The sequence below is a fragment of the Thiocapsa sp. C2-2m genome (genome assembly GCF_041903745.1).
Taxonomy (GTDB): Bacteria; Pseudomonadota; Gammaproteobacteria; order Chromatiales; family Chromatiaceae; genus Thiocapsa; species Thiocapsa roseilacustris.
Genome location: NZ_JBBWVD010000024.1, coordinates 43,513 through 60,694 on the forward strand (window position 1 = coordinate 43,513; position 17,182 = coordinate 60,694).

Annotated in this window: 15 protein-coding genes; 7 read left to right on the forward strand and 8 right to left on the reverse strand. The window is 66.1% G+C overall.

From position 1 onward, the window contains the following. Window positions 1-190: 190 nt before the first annotated feature. Window positions 191-1,642 carry a glycosyltransferase family 2 protein gene (locus AADX97_RS18335; protein ID WP_374235092.1) on the reverse strand — a complete coding sequence of 484 codons (1,452 nt, stop codon included), beginning with the start codon at window positions 1,640-1,642 and terminating at the stop codon, window positions 191-193. Between the two features lie 357 nt (window positions 1,643-1,999). Here AADX97_RS18335 and AADX97_RS18340 point away from each other — a divergent pair, with 357 nt between their 5' ends. Continuing rightward, the gene (locus AADX97_RS18340) at window positions 2,000-2,380 is read left to right on the forward strand and encodes a hypothetical protein (protein ID WP_374235090.1); all 381 of its coding nucleotides are present in this window, start codon (window positions 2,000-2,002) and stop codon (window positions 2,378-2,380) included. Window positions 2,381-2,434: 54 nt separating this feature from the next. Here the strand turns inward: AADX97_RS18340 and AADX97_RS18345 are convergent, their stop codons facing one another. From AADX97_RS18345 to AADX97_RS18375, 7 genes are all read right to left on the reverse strand, one after another. Continuing rightward, on the reverse strand, window positions 2,435-3,346 hold the full coding sequence (locus AADX97_RS18345; protein ID WP_374235089.1) for a Tim44 domain-containing protein: 912 nt from the start codon (window positions 3,344-3,346) through the stop codon (window positions 2,435-2,437). Window positions 3,347-3,475: 129 nt separating this feature from the next. Then, window positions 3,476-5,218, reverse strand: a complete 1,743-nt coding sequence (gene ggt / locus AADX97_RS18350) for a gamma-glutamyltransferase (RefSeq protein ID WP_374235088.1) — start codon at window positions 5,216-5,218, stop codon at window positions 3,476-3,478. After that, window positions 5,193-5,444, reverse strand: a complete 252-nt coding sequence (locus AADX97_RS18355; RefSeq protein WP_374235087.1) for a YfhL family 4Fe-4S dicluster ferredoxin — start codon at window positions 5,442-5,444, stop codon at window positions 5,193-5,195. The genes ggt and AADX97_RS18355 overlap by 26 nt, the downstream gene beginning before the upstream one ends. Before the next feature lie 68 nt (window positions 5,445-5,512). Then, entirely contained in the window at window positions 5,513-5,989 is a 477-nt protein-coding gene (gene coaD / locus AADX97_RS18360; protein ID WP_374235086.1) for a pantetheine-phosphate adenylyltransferase, read from the reverse strand. A 247-nt stretch (window positions 5,990-6,236) separates the two neighbouring features. After that, window positions 6,237-6,842 (reverse strand): 16S rRNA (guanine(966)-N(2))-methyltransferase RsmD, encoded by a 606-nt coding sequence (rsmD, locus tag AADX97_RS18365; protein ID WP_374235084.1) that lies wholly within the window; start codon window positions 6,840-6,842, stop codon window positions 6,237-6,239. Continuing rightward, window positions 6,823-8,169 carry a M16 family metallopeptidase gene (locus tag AADX97_RS18370; RefSeq protein WP_374235082.1) on the reverse strand — a complete coding sequence of 449 codons (1,347 nt, stop codon included), beginning with the start codon at window positions 8,167-8,169 and terminating at the stop codon, window positions 6,823-6,825. The genes rsmD and AADX97_RS18370 overlap by 20 nt, the downstream gene beginning before the upstream one ends. Continuing rightward, the gene (locus AADX97_RS18375; protein WP_374235081.1) at window positions 8,159-9,535 is read right to left on the reverse strand and encodes a M16 family metallopeptidase; all 1,377 of its coding nucleotides are present in this window, start codon (window positions 9,533-9,535) and stop codon (window positions 8,159-8,161) included. The genes AADX97_RS18370 and AADX97_RS18375 overlap by 11 nt, the downstream gene beginning before the upstream one ends. Before the next feature lie 280 nt (window positions 9,536-9,815). On the opposite strand from AADX97_RS18375, the gene ftsY reads away from it, so the two are divergent. The 6 genes from ftsY to AADX97_RS18405 all read left to right on the forward strand — a co-directional run bounded on the left by ftsY (window position 9,816) and on the right by AADX97_RS18405 (window position 17,083). Continuing rightward, window positions 9,816-11,117 (forward strand): signal recognition particle-docking protein FtsY, encoded by a 1,302-nt coding sequence (gene ftsY, locus AADX97_RS18380; RefSeq protein WP_374235153.1) that lies wholly within the window; start codon window positions 9,816-9,818, stop codon window positions 11,115-11,117. Between the two features lie 12 nt (window positions 11,118-11,129). Next, window positions 11,130-11,798, forward strand: coding sequence for a cell division ATP-binding protein FtsE (ftsE, locus tag AADX97_RS18385; protein WP_374235080.1), 669 nt, complete (start codon window positions 11,130-11,132; stop codon window positions 11,796-11,798). A 2-nt stretch (window positions 11,799-11,800) separates the two neighbouring features. Beyond that, window positions 11,801-12,781, forward strand: a complete 981-nt coding sequence (ftsX, locus tag AADX97_RS18390) for a permease-like cell division protein FtsX (protein WP_374235079.1) — start codon at window positions 11,801-11,803, stop codon at window positions 12,779-12,781. 425 nt (window positions 12,782-13,206) lie between these two features. Then, window positions 13,207-14,619, forward strand: a complete 1,413-nt coding sequence (locus tag AADX97_RS18395; RefSeq protein ID WP_374235078.1) for a DASS family sodium-coupled anion symporter — start codon at window positions 13,207-13,209, stop codon at window positions 14,617-14,619. After that, window positions 14,616-16,601, forward strand: coding sequence for an ATP-binding protein (locus AADX97_RS18400; RefSeq protein WP_374235076.1), 1,986 nt, complete (start codon window positions 14,616-14,618; stop codon window positions 16,599-16,601). The genes AADX97_RS18395 and AADX97_RS18400 overlap by 4 nt, the downstream gene beginning before the upstream one ends. Then, entirely contained in the window at window positions 16,598-17,083 is a 486-nt protein-coding gene (locus AADX97_RS18405; RefSeq protein ID WP_374235074.1) for a response regulator, read from the forward strand. Before AADX97_RS18400 ends, AADX97_RS18405 begins: the two co-directional genes overlap by 4 nt. Window positions 17,084-17,182: the final 99 nt, after the last annotated feature.

Sequence of the window (17,182 nt, forward strand, 5' to 3'; positions counted from 1 at the left end):
GTGCTGTGGGGTGGGGATCAGGCCCGGACTGTCGGGTTCCGGGGAATCGGCATCGTCGGGCTCGCCGACGACGAGCAGGGGTGTGTGGTTCATGGCCGGGAGTATATCAGGTCAGCATAGAGCGGCAAGCGTCGTCGTGGGCGCATCCGAATCGGCCGAGTGCGGCTTCGGCCGACGCGAGCGCATGGCGTCAGGATCCGGTGCCTGTCTGTTTCGACAGCGTGCGGCCATCCAGGAACTGCAAGGTCCCCACGCCGAGCAGTCCGCCGATAACCATGACCAGATAGATGACGGTCACCGGCTGTTCCATCAGGGCAAAGCCCAAGAGGCCGAGGCCCGCACTCAGCTCCAAGAGACCGTTCGGCCAGTGCACCATCCTGCACGGGCCGGCCGTGACCGCGCCCTTGGGCGTGCGCACGAAGGGGCTACGGTAACCGAGCAGCGCCTCCAAGCCGGCGCGCGCGTTGGAGAGGAGCAGCCCGGTGGTTAAGAAGAGCGCACCGAGGACCTCGGTTGCCGTTGCCCTGGCTCCGGAGCGGATGCCCGAGACTGTCAGAAAACCGATGGGTGCGGCGAAGCCGAGCATCGAGGCGACGATCGCGACTCGGCTCAGTACCTCGCCGGGGACCGCCGCGCCGGCGATGAAGGGCAGCCCCAAGACCACGCAGGCAGCACCGATCAGAAACGCCAGCGGTTGGCCGAGCTGGAAGCTGATCATGACCTTCTGCCAACGCGGCAGCGCCGGGCTGGCCCAGATTATCGGCAGCAGCTTGACGAAACACTGGGCGAAGCCCTTGGTCCAGCGGAATTGCTGGGTCCGCCAGGCACGCACCGAGACGGGCAGCACGCCGGGGACCGGGAGGTCCTTCATGAACCCGGAGCGCCACCCGCGTAGACGGGCCCGCAGACTCAGGTCCAGATCCTCCGTGAGCGTGTCGCCTTGCCAGCCGCCGGCGTCATCGATGGCGCGGCGACGCCAGACACCGCAGGTCCCGTTGAAGGGGACGGGCAGACCCAGGCGCCAACGCGCCTCCTGCTCGACCTGGAAGTGCGCATCGAGCAGGCGCGCCTGCGTGCGGGTGAGCAGGCTGTCGTCCCGGTTGATGTGGGTCCAGCGGGCCTGGACATAAGCGAGATCAGGCTGCGCAAGCAAGGGGTCGATGATCTTGCGCAGGAAATCCGGCGGCGGAATAAAATCGGCGTCGAAGATGGCCACGAGCTCTGCATCCGAACGCTCGAGGCCGGCCGCCAGCGCGCCGGCCTTGAAGGCGGTGCGCTTGATCCGATGCAGGAGCTCGATCTGGACGCCTTCGCGCCGCAGCTTGGCGACGGCCCGCTGGCTGAGCGACAGCGAAAAGGCGTCGGTGCTGTCGTCGAGCACCTGGATCTGCAAGCGGTCTCGCGGCCAATCCAGGGCGATCACGGCCTCGAGGACGCGGTCGATCAGCTCGCCCTCGTTGAAGAGCGGAAGCTGAACCAGCACGCTCGGCAGCCGTGCGGGCGCGTGCGGTGTCCCGACCAGACGTCGGGCCGGCGTGACCAGACGCGCGAGCATCAAGCCGAGCAGGTTGAGCGACGACAGCGCCAAAAAGATCAAGCCAAGTGTCAGGAGCAGCTCGACAATCGGTTCCGCTGCGAGCATGAGGATATATCCGTAGGATCTGGAACGGTTAAAGATGAGGTGGGCCGGCCGCGAGGATGACGGGGCGAGCGGATGTCTAGTATCCCCACCAAGAAGGTTTCTATTCGGGTCCGGGAGGTCGAATCCTTTACCGACCATCCGACCGATCGGCGGCTCGGGCCGTACGCGCGACAGAATAGAGCGAGCCGCATCACAACGGCAAGAGCCGCATCGCGAAGCATGTCTCGATTGAGGCGTGAAAGGCCGCCGGGCGACGAAAGGCGGCGTGCAAGCGCCTTGCGGCTCGTAAAATCAGGCCGCTATCCTAACTTCCAAAATCAAGCCGACATACTACCTTTAACCGACCAGGCACCGGACATGCTCGATCTTATGCAGCACATCGCCTTGCGTTGCGCACCGGCCCGCGCCGTCTTGATGGGCCTTGCCCTGGTCGGAGCCTTGGCCGCGGGGATCTCGCTCGTCGCGTTCGAGGCGGCGAAGGGGGATCTGGTTCTGTTTCCCGCGCTGGTTGTTCTGTTGTGGGCCGTGCTGGGGGTGGTCTTCATCGATCTGTTTGCCCGCATCCCGAGGGCTCCCGAGGCGGGCGGGGGCTGGCGCCGATGGCTGCGGTGGGTGTTGCGACGGCTCTACTGGCTCCTTGCCATGGGCTTCTTGATCCTTAGTTTGGTCGCCGTGGATGTGAGTTTTTCCATCACGCGCGAGTGGTTGAACGACAGGGCGCCGATCGGACAAGGCTAGTAAGGATGCCGGCCTGCGCCACGGGCGGCACAGGCCGGATCGATCATCCTAAGATCATTCTTGGACCTGCTGGATCCCTGCGATATGCCAGTCGCCCTCGGCGCCGTCCCAACGATGCTGAACGTGCCAGATCTCGCTGAAGGCATCGGCGGCGCCCTTCTCGTCCTCGCGGATCAGGCCGGAGAAGAGCACGCTCGCCACCACCAGGTCACCCTCGCGACGGACACCGATCAGCTCGGCATTCAGACGCACGACCTCGGTGGATTGGCTCCCTTCGGTCTTGAGGCGCTCGCGCTGCAGATCCACGAACAGCTCGGGCGTCATGTATTCGCGGATGCCGTCGAAGTCGGCTTGGTCCCAAGACGCCTGAAGATTGATGAAGTGCGACTTCGCACCTTCCAGGAAGCCGGCGCCGTTGAACCAGCTCGGTGACTGGTTGACGCCGGCAACCGGGCCGCCCTGAGCGCCCATGCCGGGGTGGAGGATGCCGCTGTCCGTCTGTCCGCGACGCTCGTAGGCCGGAGCGGATCCGGCGTGGTGGAATCCGCCGCCGACGCCGGCCGCGGCCATCGCCGGCTTGGCTTGATTGCGCTTCCACATGCGAAACAGCATGAAGCCCCCGACCGCAAGCAGGACGATCAGGAGGAAGTCCATGATCTGGAACCCCTCGAAGCCGTCGCCGAAGAACATCGAGGCCAAGAGACCGCCGGCCGCAAGACCGGCCAAAGGCCCAAGCCAACGGCTCGCACCGCTCGCCGGGCGTTGGCCGGCAGCGGCTTGTGCCGCATTGGGCTGGGCCGGACGTTGCGCCGTCGCGGCGGGTTGGGCCTGGCGTTGCATCCCGCTGGACTGCTTGCCGAGGTTCATACCGCCGCCCATGCGCTTGGCCTCGACATCGGCGGGAACGGAAAGGACGGTGACCGCAATGATGGCGACGGCCGCGGTCATGAGTGTTTTGAATCTCATGCGAGTCGGGACTCCTCGATCGGTGAGTTGACGTGATGAATGGAAATGTTCGGAACGCGACGATGACCCTTTAGCATCCGGTCTGTGGTGCAAAAAACAATTCGAGACTCGCCACCCTAACCGCGGGATTCACCGAATCTCGGCGTGCCCGGCACCGCGCGGGTCGCTCGCGGCCTTCACCTGCCCCTTCGCACGATCCCAAAGGATTGCCTGCATGTCGCCGATGGGGGCACTCAGAAGCTCGAGTCGATGCCCCATCGCGGCCAGATCGCGTTGTTCCGTCGTGCTCAGTGCTCCGGACTCGAATTCGAGGCGATCCGGGAGGTACTGATGATGGATGCGGGGTTGCGCGATCCAATCCTCAAGCGGGATCCCGTCGACGGCCCCCAAGATGCCCTGCAGCACCATGGTGATGATGCGGCTGCCGCCGGGCGTGCCGAGGATGACGACCGTCTCGGGCGAGTCCAGGAAGGTCGGCGACATGCTCGAGAGCATGCGTTTGCCGGGGGCGATGGCGTTGGCCTCCCCGCCGACCAAGCCGTAGGCGTTCGCGACGCCGGGCTGCGCGGAAAAATCGTCCATCTCGTCGTTCAGCAAGACACCCGTCCCCGGCGGGACGAATCCGGAGCCGAAGGGATAGTTGATGCTGAGCGTCGCCGCAACCCGGTTGCCCTCGCCATCGAGGATCGAGAAATGCGTGGTATCGCGGCCCTCGGATGCGGGCGCATCGGTCTCGGCGGTTGTGCTCGGGGTGGCACGGTTCGGATCGAAATCACGAATCAGGCCGGCCGCATAGTGCGGATGCGTCAGACGCTCGATCGGCATCTCCACGTGATCGGGATCGCCGAGATAGAGGGCCCGGTCGCGATAGGCTCGACGCATCGACTCGACGAGCGCATGGGTCCGCGCGGTTCCGGACTCCGGCTGCGGCTCGATCGCTGAGAACATGTTGAGGATCTGGACCAGCAGCACGCCCCCGGAGGAGGGTGGCGCGGCACCGACGAGACGCCAGCCGCGGAAGCTCGCGACGATCGGCTCGCGCTCCAGGGCACGGTATTCGGCAAGGTCCTCGAGCGTCCAGATTCCCCCGGCTGCGCGCACGCCGGCGACTAAGCGCTCCGCGGTCTCGCCGGCATAGAAACCTGCACGCCCGTCGCTTGCGAGGCGTTCCAGGGTACCGGCGAGATCCGGCTGTCGCAGACGGTGTCCGCGCGGCGGAACCTCGGCGTCGAGCAGAAACTGCGCCGCGGCGGCCGGCGAGGCACGCAGTGCGGAGAGTCGCGATGCAGCGACCCGTCGATACCCGTCGCCGATCTCGAAACCGTCGCGTGCGAGACCGATCGCCGGAGCGAGGGTCTGCGCCAAAGGCAGGCGTCCGTAGCCCTCGGCGAGTTGCGCGAGCGCGGCCGGTGTGCCGGGGATACCCGCCGAGAGCGGCCCGACAAGGGCCGACTCGGGGACGAATTGCCCGGCGTTGTCGAGAAAGAGATCGCGATGCGCCGCCAACGGCGCGCGCTCGCGTCCGTCGAGCATGGTCTCGTGACAGTCTTGTGCGCGGTGAAGCAGCCAGAACCCGCCGCCGCCGATTCCGGATCCGTAGGGCTCGACCACAGCCAAGGCGGCGGTAACCGCAACAGCGGCATCGAAGGCGTTGCCTCCGGCGTCGAGGATCCTAAGACCGGCCTCGGTCGCCAACGGGTGCGCGGAGGCAATCGCGGCCTGAGCAGGATGGATCGCCGGCCCGTCGCAGGCAGCTCCGACACTCGTGGAGACGAGCAGGAGCGCGCCGATCCAAGCCGCGCCGGACCACAGGGTCACACTGCGGCGCGCGGCACCCCGGCCGATGTCAGCCCTCGCCGGTGATGTGCTCATACTTGGCCCGAAGCTCCTCCTCGGTCTCTTCGTGATCAGGATCCTTGATGATGCAGTCGACCGGGCAGACCTCGACACACTGGGATGTCTCGTAGTGGCCGACACACTCGGTGCAAAGGGAGGGTTCGATCACGTAGATCTCGTCGCCTTGCGAGATGGCGCCGTTCGGGCACTCTGGCTCGCACACGTCGCAGTTGATGCACTCGTCGGTAATAATCAGGGCCATGAAATTACTCCTGGTCGAGGGGTTGTAGGGTAGCTGGACCCAAAGGGCTGTATGGGGCTGCGCGGATCTTATCCAAACCGTTCGCTCAGTGCAGCTTGCACCGCAGGCGCGACGAAGGACGAGACATCCCCGCCGAGCCGTGCAATCTCGCGCACCAGCGAGGAGGAGATGTAGGAATAGGTCTCGGCCGGCGTGAGAAACAGGGTTTCGATGTCCGGGGCCATGCGCCGGTTCATGCCGGCCAGCTGGAACTCGTACTCGAAGTCGGAGACGGCGCGTAGGCCGCGCATGATCACGCTGACACCGAGTTGTCGGGTGAATTCCACGAGGAGCCCCTGAAAGGGAACCACCTCGACGTTCTCGCGTGGCCCGAGCGCATCTCGAACCAAGGCCACCCGCTCGTCGATCGAGAACAGCGGCGTCTTGCCGGTATCGACCGCGACGGCCACGATCACGCGATCGAACAGACGCGCGGCACGCAGGATCAGATCGGTATGACCATTGGTGACGGGATCGAATGATCCCGGATAGACCACGCGTCGCAAAACCGTTTCCTCGCTCGGATGAACGCCCCGAGACCCCAGGGCCGTCGGCGGCCCGCACGATACCACAGCGGAGGCTCGGTTAGGAGTGAGGCGATTGCGACGATTGCCGCTTCTCAGTGAACGCCGGCACCTGGGTTACGGCTCGAAATGCCTCTCACGGAGACGCGGAGCGCACGGAGAATCCGAGATCCTTCCTGCATACGCTTTGTGTCTCCGTGAGTTAAATTGAGACTGATCGGTGCGAAGGTTACGACGGTGCCGCCTCGCCAGCGACCGAGCACGACCCCGGGCCTACGATCACGAGCCCGTAGCGCACCTGCCCGGCCGTCTTGTCCCGAACGAGGTCCCAGTCCGCCGGCAGATCCGGAAACCCGATCCGCACCGGGGCCTCCATATAGACGCGCCCGCCCGGCTTGAGCCAGCCTTGGCCGGCCAAACGCTCGATCGCGGGTGCCCAAAGCGCCTCATCGAAGGGCGGGTCGAGGAAGACGATATCGAACGGCGGCCCCGAGCCTTCGAGCCAGCGGATCGCGTTACCGTGCACGACCCACGTCTCTTCGGCGCCCAGTCGACGGGCGTTCGCTTCGAGCTGGCGCGCGACCGCCCCGGAGTGTTCGATCAAGACGACCTCGCCGGCCCCACGGGAGACGGCCTCGAATCCGAGCGCACCGCTACCGGCAAAGGTATCGAGACAGCGTGCGCCAGGGATGACAGGTGCCAGCCAGTTGAACAGGGTCTCGCGCACGCGATCGGATGTCGGCCGCAGCCCGGTCGCGCTCGGGATCGGCAGGCGGCGGCCGCGGTAGCGGCCGCCGATGATGCGCAGCTCGCCTCTAGCCTTCGCCACCGACATCTGCGGTTTGCTCGCTGCTGCCCCCGACCACCACGATGGCCAGCCGATCCGGATGGAGCCGACGCGAAAAGGCGTCTTTGATCTGCTCGGCCGTCACCGACTCGATGCGGTCCGTGAAGCGGTCGAGATAATCCAGCGGCAGGTCGTAGAAGCCGATGACGGCGAGATATCCGACGATGTCCGAGTTGCTTGCGATCCGCAGCGGGAAGCCGCCGGTGATGTTCTTCTTCGCCGCGGTCAGCTCCGCCTCGCTTGGCCCCGCATTGATGAAGCGGCGCAGGGTGTCGAGCATCACCTCTCGGGCCTGGTCGGCCTGATCGTTCTTGGTTTGCAAACCCATCAGGAAGGGGCCGGGCTGCGCCAAGGGCAGGAAATAGCTGTAGGTGCTGTAGGAGAGCCCGCGTTTCTCGCGGATCTCCTCCATCAGCAGTGAGACCAAGCCGCTGCCCCCGAGGATGTGGTTGCCGACGTAGAGGGTGAAGTAGTCCGGGTCGCCGCGACGCATGCCGAGTTGGCCGGCTACCACGGTGGTCTGGCTGGACGGGAAGGCGATCCGCTCGGTCACCGCGGAATCCAGATCCGCCACTCCCGGCAGGGGCGCCGGCCGCTCGCCCTTTGGAAGGCCGGCGGTGATCCGGTTCGCGAGCGCCTCGGCTTGCGGGCGGTCGAGCGCGCCGACGATCGCCAGCACCGCGTTGGACCCGATGTAGTGGCGCCGATGGAAGTCGACCAGATCCTCGCGCGTGATCGCCGTCACCGTCTCGGCCGTGCCGGACGGGTCCGCCGCGTAGGGATGAGCGCCGAAGATCTTGCGATAGAGCGCCTTCTGCCCAACGGTGCGCGGCGACTCCTCGGCCTGACGCAGGGCAATGAGCTGATTGCGACGCTCCCGCTCCAGATCCGCTTCAGCAAAGGTCGGGGTGCTCACCAGGGTCGCGAGCGTCTCCACCGCCGTTTCCATCGCAGGCTGTCGGGTCAGGGTGCGCAACGACACAGTTGTCTTGTCTCGATCCGCGCTGGCGCCGAGCTTGGCGCCGACGTCCTCGAGCCGTGCCGCGATGGCGTCGGCGTCCCAGGCACCTGCGCCCTGCGTCAGCATGCCGGCCGTCATGGAGGCCAGGCCCGAGCGCACGCCGTCGCGGGCGCTGCCGGCATCGAAGACCAGATTCACGTCGACCATCGGCAGCTCGGGCGAGGCGACGAAGAGCACGCGGGCGCCACTCGCGGCCTGCCAGGTCTCGATCTGCGGTGCGGCCTGAAGGGTCCCGGCGGCGCACAGCAGAAGAGCGCTCGACCAGACGGAGAACCGGCGGGGATCAGTGCACATTGGTCTGCATCTCCAACGCGACCGGTGCGCGCGCGGTTTGATTGTCGTCCATCGGTTGTGGATCCAGGACACCGACGGTGAGCTTCTCGGGGACCAGGTACTTCTGCGCAACGGCGCGGACCTGCTCCGGGGTGATCGCCGCAAGTTGATCGACGTAGGTATCGGCGAGCTCCCAGCCCAAGCCCACCGTCTCCAGCTGGCCGAGGACCATGGCCTGATAGAAGAGCGAGTCGAGCTCGTAGACCTTATCGGCGATCAGCTGATTACGAACACGCTCCATCTCGCCCTCGTCGACGAGATCGGTTCGGACGCGCTCGATCTGTGCGAGCAGCGCCGCTTCGACCTGCTCGATCGTCTGTCCCTTGGCCGGCACGCCGCTCAGCATGAACATGCCAGGCAGGCGGCCGAAGGCGCTGTAGCTCGCGCTCGCCGAGGACGCGACCTGGCTGCCGCGCACCAGCTCACGCTCCAGGCGGGTGCTGCTCCCGCCGCCGAGGACCGAGGTCAAGACCTCGAAGGCATAGGGCTCCCACGCCTCTTCGGCATCGATCAGGGCCGGTGCCTTATAGCCCATCAGAAGGTAGGGTTCCTGCGCGGGCGCCTTCACGACGATCCGCTTGGCCCCGAGCTGCTCGGGCTCGGGTTGCATCTTCGGCGGCCGGATCGGCTCGGGCTCGAGCGGGCCGAAGTGCTTCTCGGCCAATCGGAAGACCTCCTCGGGATCGACATCGCCCGCAACGACCAGGGTCGCGTTGTTCGGGGCATACCAGAGTCGGTACCAGTCGCGCAGGTCTTCGACGCTCGCCTGATCCAGATCCCCGGCCCAGCCGATCACCGGGATTCGGTAGGGCGAGGCGACGTAGGCGACGGCGTTGAAGCGCTCGAAGGTTAGGGACTGGGGATTGTCGTCCGTACGCGTGCGGCGCTCTTCCTTAACGACCTCGAGCTCCTTAGCAAACTCCTCCGTATCCAAGGCGAGATTGCGCATGCGCTCGGCCTCAAGCTCGAAGGCGATCTCCAGGCGGTCATTCGCGAGCGACTGAAAATAGGCGGTGTAGTCGCGTCCGGTGAAGGCGTTCTCCTCCCCGCCGTTCTCCGCGATGATGCGTGAGAACTCACCTGGGGCGAGCCGCTCGGTCCCCTTGAACATCATGTGCTCGAGCAGGTGAGAAACGCCGGTGATCCCGCCGTACTCGTAGCTCGATCCCACCTTGTACCAGACCTGCGAGATGAGGATCGGCGCACGTCGGTCCGGCTTGACCAGGACCTTGAGGCCGTTGTCGAGTGTGCGTTCGTAGACGGTTTGGGTCGCCGACAGGGCAAGGGCCGGCAGACACAGGAACAAGCTGAGAAGGATTCGGTGCATGGAGACTCCGGTCGGATGCAATCGGAAGGCGGAAAAGCCTCGCGTTGAGTGATGTTGGGGCAGGGCCGGGTCTTGGTAGTTCCCGGAGATGACGGTTTGTTAAGGCCGGGTCTGCGCGGTTCCGGGCGAGCCTCGGGCGATCTGATCGCGGCGATCTGATAGCATTGCGTCCACACGGGCGGAGCGGCCTCTTCTGCGGTCGTATCGCAGTAACCCTTGAGTGCTCGACGGATCGCTCGCCTGCCCCTCGCTGTTTTTCTCCCCCTTCAGGCATGTCGTTATGTTCGGTTTCGGAAAAAAGCACAGGAAGACCGCGTCGTCCGAGTCGGATCAGTCGGTCGCGGCCGAGCCGTCGATCGGCCCCGGAGAGCTCGGCGCGTCGGACTCGGCGGCCGAGAATTCGTCGGCGGATACCCGGGGCGTCTCGAATCGGGTAGGGCCCGAGGCGATCGGCGCTTCGCAGTCCGTGCCGACGGCGAAGCCGGCCCAATCCGAGTCGGTCGAACCGGAGCCGCGCCCGAAGCGGGGCGGGTGGTTTCGATCCAAGAGTCGCGCGGTCGATGCGGCCGCGCCGCCCGCAGTCGAGATGCGCGCATCCGAGAATGTCGTTGATTCCTCGCGGTATTCCGCGCCGCCTTACGTTCAAGAGGAACCCACGGAAAAGAAGTCCGGCGTCTTCTCGCGACTGCGGGAGCGCTTAGCGCGGACCCGCGAGACGCTCGGCGACGGTCTCGGGACGCTCTTCATCGGTCGCAAGCGTATCGACGACGATCTCATGGAGGAGCTGGAAACCCTGCTGCTCACTGCGGATGTCGGTGTCCCTACGACCGCCCGCATCATGGAGGATCTGGCGAGCCGCGTGAAGCGCAAATCACTCGCCGACCCCCAAGCACTGCTGCGCGCGCTCAAGGTCGAGCTGCGCGCCGTCCTGCAGGCGGCCGATGCCCCGGTCCGTCAGCCGGCACCCGGCCGACCCCAGGTCATCCTCATGGTCGGCGTCAACGGTGCGGGCAAGACCACCACGATCGGCAAGCTCGCCAAGCGGCTCCAAGAGGAGGGCAACAGCGTCATCCTCGCCGCGGGTGACACCTTTCGCGCGGCGGCGGTCGAGCAGCTCCAGACTTGGGGCGAGCGCAACCGCGTGAGCGTGGTGGCGCAGCAAACCGGGGCGGACTCGGCATCCGTGATCTTCGATGCACTGCAGGCGGCCACGGCGCGCGGGGCCGACGTGCTGATCGCCGATACGGCCGGGCGGCTGCACACTAAGGCCAACCTGATGGAGGAGCTGTCCAAGATCGCTCGGGTCATGAAGAAGATCGACCCCGATGCGCCTCACGAAGTGATGCTGGTCGTGGATGCGACGACCGGCCAGAACGCGCTCAATCAGGCACTGAATTTCCATCAGGCAGTCGGTCTGACCGGGATCACGCTAACCAAGCTCGACGGCACGGCAAAGGGCGGGATCCTTTTCGCGATCGCGGACCGTCTGAAGGTGCCCATTCGTTTCATCGGCGTCGGCGAGACCATCGACGATTTGCGCCCCTTCGATGCCGACGAATTCCTAGATGCCTTGCTGAGCTGAGGGGGCAGGGCCGTGATCTCCTTCGAACATGTCTTCAAACGCTATCCGGAGCGCGGCGAGGCCCTGAGCGACCTGAGCTTCGAGATGGATGCCGGCGAGATGGCCTTCCTCACCGGGCACTCGGGCGCCGGCAAGAGCACCCTGCTGCGTCTGATCGGCTTGCTCGAGCGTCCGACGCGCGGCCAGGTGATCGTCAACGGGCGCAATCTCGCTGCCTTGCCGAGACGCAAGATTCCCCATCACCGTCGCGAGGTGGGGATGATCTTCCAGGATCATCGTCTCCTGCCGGATCGCAGCGTCTTCGACAATGTCGCCTTGCCCCTCGTGGTCGCCGGTCTCGGGCACAAGGAGGTCGGTCGACGCGTTCGTGCCGCGCTCGATCAGGTCGGCTTGCTTTCGCGCGAGCGGGCCACCCCCGTCGCCCTCTCCGGCGGCGAGCAACAGCGCGTCGGCATCGCCCGCGCCGTCGTCGGGCGCCCGCCGCTGGTGCTCGCGGACGAGCCGACCGGAAACCTCGACCCGGACCTCTCGCGCGAGATCTTCGGACTCTTCGAACGTTTTCATCAGGTCGGCGTGACCCTCTTGATCGCCACCCACGATCTGGGTCTCGTCATGTCCATGCCCTATCGAACCATCACCCTCGCCGACGGGCGACTGGCCAATGACTCGAGGACCTGGTGACCATGGCCAAGCCCAGGACGTCCAAACGCACGCCGCATCGCCGCAGCGGTCCCCGTCTGCTGGACATGCCCGGCTTGTGGGCCAACAGGCATCTGCAGAGCGCGGTTGCGACCCTGGGCCGGCTGATGCGCACGCCGCTTCCGACCGGGATGACGGTCGCGGTGATCGGGATCTCGCTGGCCTTGCCGGCCGCTCTCTTCGTCGTGACCGAGAATCTGCGCACCATGGCCGGCGGTTGGGACCAAGCGGCGGCCATCTCCCTGTTTCTGAAACAGGATGTCGACGACGCCGCAGCGACGCGGCTCGCGGAGCAGTTGCGCGCCCGCCCCGAGCTGGCCCAGGTCCATCTGATCAGTCGCGAGCAGGCACTCAACGAGTTTCGGGCGCTTGGCGGATTCGAGGATGCCTTGTCGCAGCTCAAAAGCAATCCCTTGCCGGCGGTCCTGGCGCTTTACCCGCAGGCGGCCGCCTCGGCGCCCGAGCGGCTGCAGGCGCTGCACGACGAGTTGCTGACACTCCCCGAAGCGGACTTCGCCCGGATGGATACGCTCTGGCTGCAACGCTTCCAGGCGATCCTCGACCTGGCCCAGCGGGTGGTTCTCCTGCTCGGCGGGCTGCTCGGTGTCGGTGTGCTGCTGATCGTCGGCAACACCATCCGGCTCGAGATCCTGAACCGGCGTATCGAGATCGAGATCATGGAGCTGGTCGGCGCGACGGGCGCATTCATCCGCCGGCCCTTTCTCTATGCAGGGGCCTGGTACGGGCTGCTCGGGGGTCTGACCGCCTGGTTTCTGGTGACCATCGCCGTCGTGCTGCTGCAGCAGCCGGTCTCACGTTTAGCGACCCTGTATCGAAGCGAATTTCCGCTCACCGGTCTCGGCCCCTTGGCGATGCTGGTGATCCTCTCCGGGAGCGTGCTCTTCAGCCTGATCGGTAGCTGGATCGCCGTGAACCGTCATTTGCGCGGCGCGGAGCCGGGCTGAACCGCGTCTGGAGCGGCATGCGCAGATGTTGGGTTGAATCGGCTACGGCCGGAACCATCCGTGTCGGAGCTGACTCGGATTAAACCGCGTCCGGAGCGACATGCGTCATTTTCGTTTCGCATTTGGCTTTAGAGATGTCCTCGATCTCGGTGATGCGCGGTTCAAAATTTATTATCTTTTAATATCTTAAGCCGCGCCAGCTCCGACTCCAGTCGTCGGAGCTGGCGCGGCCAATCCACTCCTGCAAACTACGCATACCGCACCTGGCTGGGTTTAGAATGTTTTTTTCTTAATGTTCTGAACCGCGACGGCGCCAACGGTCGTCAAGTCTGCCGGGGCCGATCCCATCCAAAAACATCGCATACCGCGCTGGGCGCGGTTTAGATCCGCCTCAAACCCCGAATCCAATCAGGACTTTTTCACCGATGTCAAACGCCACCGCGCGACCGCGCGTCCGATTGCAGCCGCTCACACTCGTGCAGCGCACTGGGCTGCTCTTGGGCTCGATTGCATTTCTCGTCCCGCTCTTGGTCGAGATCCCGGGCTTGGCGCCGGCCGGGCATCGGATGCTGGCGATCTTCCTCCTTGCGATCCTGCTCTGGGTGACGGAGGCTCTTCCCCTCTATGCCACGGCGATGCTGGTGATCTTGCTTCAGGTTCTCATGATCTCGGATCAGGCGCTGGTCGGCGGCGTCGGCCCATTACCGTCCGCGGCGAGCTATTTCGCGGCCTTGGCGAATCCGGTCATCATTCTCTTTCTCGGTGGTTTCCTGATCGCGGACGGCGCCCATAAATTCGGGCTGGACCGCAGCCTCGCGGCCGTGATGCTGCGGCCCTTCGCCGGCAACGCTCGCACCTCGGTGCTCGGGCTCATGGCGATCACGGCGCTGCTCTCGATGTTTGTCTCCAATACAGCGACCGCGGCAACCATGTTCGCGGTGGTCATCCCGATCCTGGCCGCGCTGCCGCCCGGTCCCGCCCGCACCGGCGTCGCCTTGGCGATTCCGGTCGCAGCGAACGTCGGCGGGATCGGGACCCCGGTCGGCTCTCCACCCAACGCCATCGCGCTGGGTGCATTGGAGGCAGCGGGCCAAGGGATCTCCTTCATCGGCTGGATGCTCCTGGCGGTCCCGTTGATGCTGGTGGTGTTGCTGTTTGCCTGGTGGTTCCTGACGCGTCGCTACATCGCCGCGGACACCCCGTTGGCGCTCCAGCTCTCGGCGGACTTCGACCGCTCGCCCGCCGCGATCCTCTTCTACCTGATCGCCGGTGCCACCCTTCTGCTCTGGTTGACCGAGCCATTGCACGGCATCTCCTCCTCGACGGTCGGCTTTTTTCCGGTCGTCGCGCTACTCGCGGCACAGGTTATGGGCGCCGACGACATCCGGCGTCTGCAGTGGCCGGTGCTCTGGCTGGTTGCCGGCGGAATTGCCTTGGGTGCGGGGATCGGCAACAGCGGCTTGGATGTCTGGCTGGTCGGTTTGGTGGCCTGGGATGCCCTGCCGTTGACGCTCTTGCTGCTCCTCTTGGTGGGGGTCTCGGTCGGGCTCTCGACCGTGATCTCGAACTCGGCTACGGCAAACCTGCTGGTCCCCTTGGCGCTGAGCCTGGCGATCGGGCTGCCGATCGATCCAACTGCCGTCGGCGTGATGGTCGCGCTCGCCTGCGCGCTCGCCATGGCCTTGCCGATCTCTACGCCGCCGAACGCGGTCGCCTACGCGACCGGCGAGGTGCCGACGCGGGAAATGGTCGTCAGCGGCCTCGTCATCGGTGGCTTCGGTGCGCTCCTGCTGGCGCTCGTAATGCCGACGCTCTGGGGCGTCCTGGGTCTGTTGTGACCGAGTCCGCTGATCGCACGGGAGCGGAGCGTCCGCCAACGGGCGATCGCCTCTCCCCCCTGTGGGTCTTGATCGTGGCGCCCGAGCCCTTCGCCGTCTCGGTCGCGGAGGAGGTCGCACGCGGGGTGGCCGACATCGCGGAGGTGGCCCGGACCGCCGATGTCGCGGAGGCATGCGCCTTGGTGGCCGCACATCCCGATCGGGTCGTGCCCCTCGTCCTCATGGCAGCCTTGGCCAAGTCGCCCGAGTCAACCGACACGCGAATCGCGACCCTGGACGAGCAGGAGGTCCTGCGCCGAGCGAGCGTCCTCCTCCTGACCGACCGAGCGTTTCACGATGATCTGTCCCGGTCGGTCGACCGCGACCGGCTGCATGCCGTGATGACCTACCCCTGGTCGCCCGGCATCCTCGCCTGGCACGCACGGGCTCAAACCGTGCGCTGGCTTAGCACGCACCGACCGACCGACCCGCGCACCCGGGCGCTCGTGGCGGTCGATGGTCGCCCGGTTGCTCAGCCTGAGAGCGACCTGCTGCGTCTGCTTGAGCTCGACACGCATGAGGTCGCCACGCAACTGCTCGCCGGGGTCGAGCGCGTTCTGGGTCCGCGCCCGCGTTTGCTCCTGCCGGCCGGGACACGCCTGATCCACGAGGGCGTCGACGTGGACGCCGTTCTGGTCGTGCTGCGCGGTCGGGTCGCGCTCGACCACGCCTCGCCGACCGGCGAGCTGCGGCTTCACCACGACTCGACCGGTTCCGTCGTCGGCTTGCTGTCGTTGGCCCAGCAGCAGCGCGCCTTCTTCACCGCGCGTGCGACGACCGAGGTCGAGGTCGTGCATCTCTCATTCGAGCAGCTCGATCGCGCGCTGGCTGTGGATGCCTCGCTCGGTGCGGCGATGGCGGCGGTCTCCATCCGCGCACTGGCCAAGCGGCTGCGTCGCGCCGACCAGCTCCAAGTCGAGAAGACCCAGCTCAACCATGTCTTGGAGTGCGAACGCCGGCAGCTCTCCGAGGCACTGCATCAGCTCGAGCAGGCCCGCTTGGATCTGGTCGAGCAGGCGCGCTACGCCACCCTCGGCGAGATGGCGGCCGGGATCGCCCACGAGCTCAACAATCCGGTTGCGGCCATGCTGCGCGCGACCACCTATGTCGGCGAGGACCTGGAGCGCGTACTCGCGAGCCATCCGCAAGGCCGGCTTGCAAGCGAGATCTTCGCGGCCGAGCGTGACCGCGCGCCGCGCAGCACGCGCGAGGAGCGCGCGGCGCATCGACGTCTCGAAGCAGCCATCGGCGATGTCGGTCTGGCCCAACGTTTGTTCGATGCGGGGATCGAAGACACCGACCGGGCACGGGCGCTCGCCGCGGATCCGCCGAGCCTCGATCTGGCGGAAGCGGTCGCCGGGATCGGCTCGGCCGTGCGCAACCTCGAAGTTGCCTCCCGACGGATGTGCGAGCTGGTGACCAGCCTGCGCGCCTACGCCCGTCCCAAGGGCGAGCCGGTCGCCGGGGTCGATCTGCATGCCGGTCTCGAAGACACGCTGCGTCTCATGGCGCATCGGCTGCGCGATGTCGAGGTCGAGCGCAGCTACGCCGATCTGCCCCCAATTCGCTGCCACCCCGGCGAGCTCGAGCAGCTTTGGACCAACCTCCTGGTCAATGCGCGCGACGCACTCGGAGACGGCTCCGACGGACGCGGACGCATCGCACTGATCACGGATTCGCCCGACGCGGGGCATGTGCGTGTGCAGATTCTGGACAACGGGCGCGGGATCGATCCGGATATCCTGCCGCGCGTCTTCGAGCCGCGCTTTACCACCAAGCAGGGTACCGTGCGCTACGGGCTCGGGCTTGGGCTCGCCATCGCGCGGCGGATCGTGAATGCTCACGGCGGGGCGATCACGCTGAGCTCGCGTCCCGGCTGCACACGGGTGAGCGTGACCCTGCCGATGGCCGGCCCGCCGAACGACGAGGACATTGAGACATGAAGCTAGCACTATTGATCCTGGATGACGAGCGTCCCGTCCGCGAGGCGCTCAGACGCGACCTTGCGCTGTTCGCGCGTCATGTGCGCATCGAGGAGGCCGAGGACGTGCGGACCGCGCTGGAGGTGATCGAGGAGATCGACGCGGCAGGCGATCGGCTCGCGCTCGTGATGGCCGATCACCGCTTGCCCGGAACCAGCGGTGTCGACTTTCTGATCGGCCTGGCGGCGGACGATCGCGCCGCGGCGGTCCGCAAGGTTCTGGTCACGGGCCAGGCCGATCAGGACGACACCATCCGCGCCATCAACGAGGCCGAGCTCGACCGCTACGTCGCCAAACCCTGGCAGGTGGATGCCTTGCGCGACCTAGTCCGGGACCAACTCACCGAGTTCGTCCTCGCGGCGGGTGTGGATCCCTTGCCTCACCTGGCTGTTCTGGACGCCGAGCGCGCACTCTCGATCGTGCGGGAACGCGGCGACGTATGAACCGAGATCCTGACAGGTGCGGAGCCGCGCACCTTTCCGCAGCCGTCTCTCGGATCTCGGATCTCGAGAAGGTCTCGTCGAAGCGAAATCACGTCTACT

Coding starts and splice junctions, on each gene's coding strand:
- AADX97_RS18335 (WP_374235092.1), bottom strand. CDS start 1,642: ATGCTCGCAGCGGAACCGATTGTCGAGCTGCTCCTGACACTTGGCTTG.
- AADX97_RS18340 (WP_374235090.1), top strand. CDS start 2,000: ATGCTCGATCTTATGCAGCACATCGCCTTGCGTTGCGCACCGGCCCGC.
- AADX97_RS18345 (WP_374235089.1), bottom strand. CDS start 3,346: ATGAGATTCAAAACACTCATGACCGCGGCCGTCGCCATCATTGCGGTC.
- ggt (WP_374235088.1), bottom strand. CDS start 5,218: ATGAGCACATCACCGGCGAGGGCTGACATCGGCCGGGGTGCCGCGCGC.
- AADX97_RS18355 (WP_374235087.1), bottom strand. CDS start 5,444: ATGGCCCTGATTATTACCGACGAGTGCATCAACTGCGACGTGTGCGAG.
- rsmD (WP_374235084.1), bottom strand. CDS start 6,842: ATGTCGGTGGCGAAGGCTAGAGGCGAGCTGCGCATCATCGGCGGCCGC.
- AADX97_RS18370 (WP_374235082.1), bottom strand. CDS start 8,169: ATGTGCACTGATCCCCGCCGGTTCTCCGTCTGGTCGAGCGCTCTTCTG.
- AADX97_RS18375 (WP_374235081.1), bottom strand. CDS start 9,535: ATGCACCGAATCCTTCTCAGCTTGTTCCTGTGTCTGCCGGCCCTTGCC.
- ftsY (WP_374235153.1), top strand. CDS start 9,816: ATGTTCGGTTTCGGAAAAAAGCACAGGAAGACCGCGTCGTCCGAGTCG.
- ftsX (WP_374235079.1), top strand. CDS start 11,801: ATGGCCAAGCCCAGGACGTCCAAACGCACGCCGCATCGCCGCAGCGGT.
- AADX97_RS18395 (WP_374235078.1), top strand. CDS start 13,207: ATGTCAAACGCCACCGCGCGACCGCGCGTCCGATTGCAGCCGCTCACA.
- AADX97_RS18405 (WP_374235074.1), top strand. CDS start 16,598: ATGAAGCTAGCACTATTGATCCTGGATGACGAGCGTCCCGTCCGCGAG.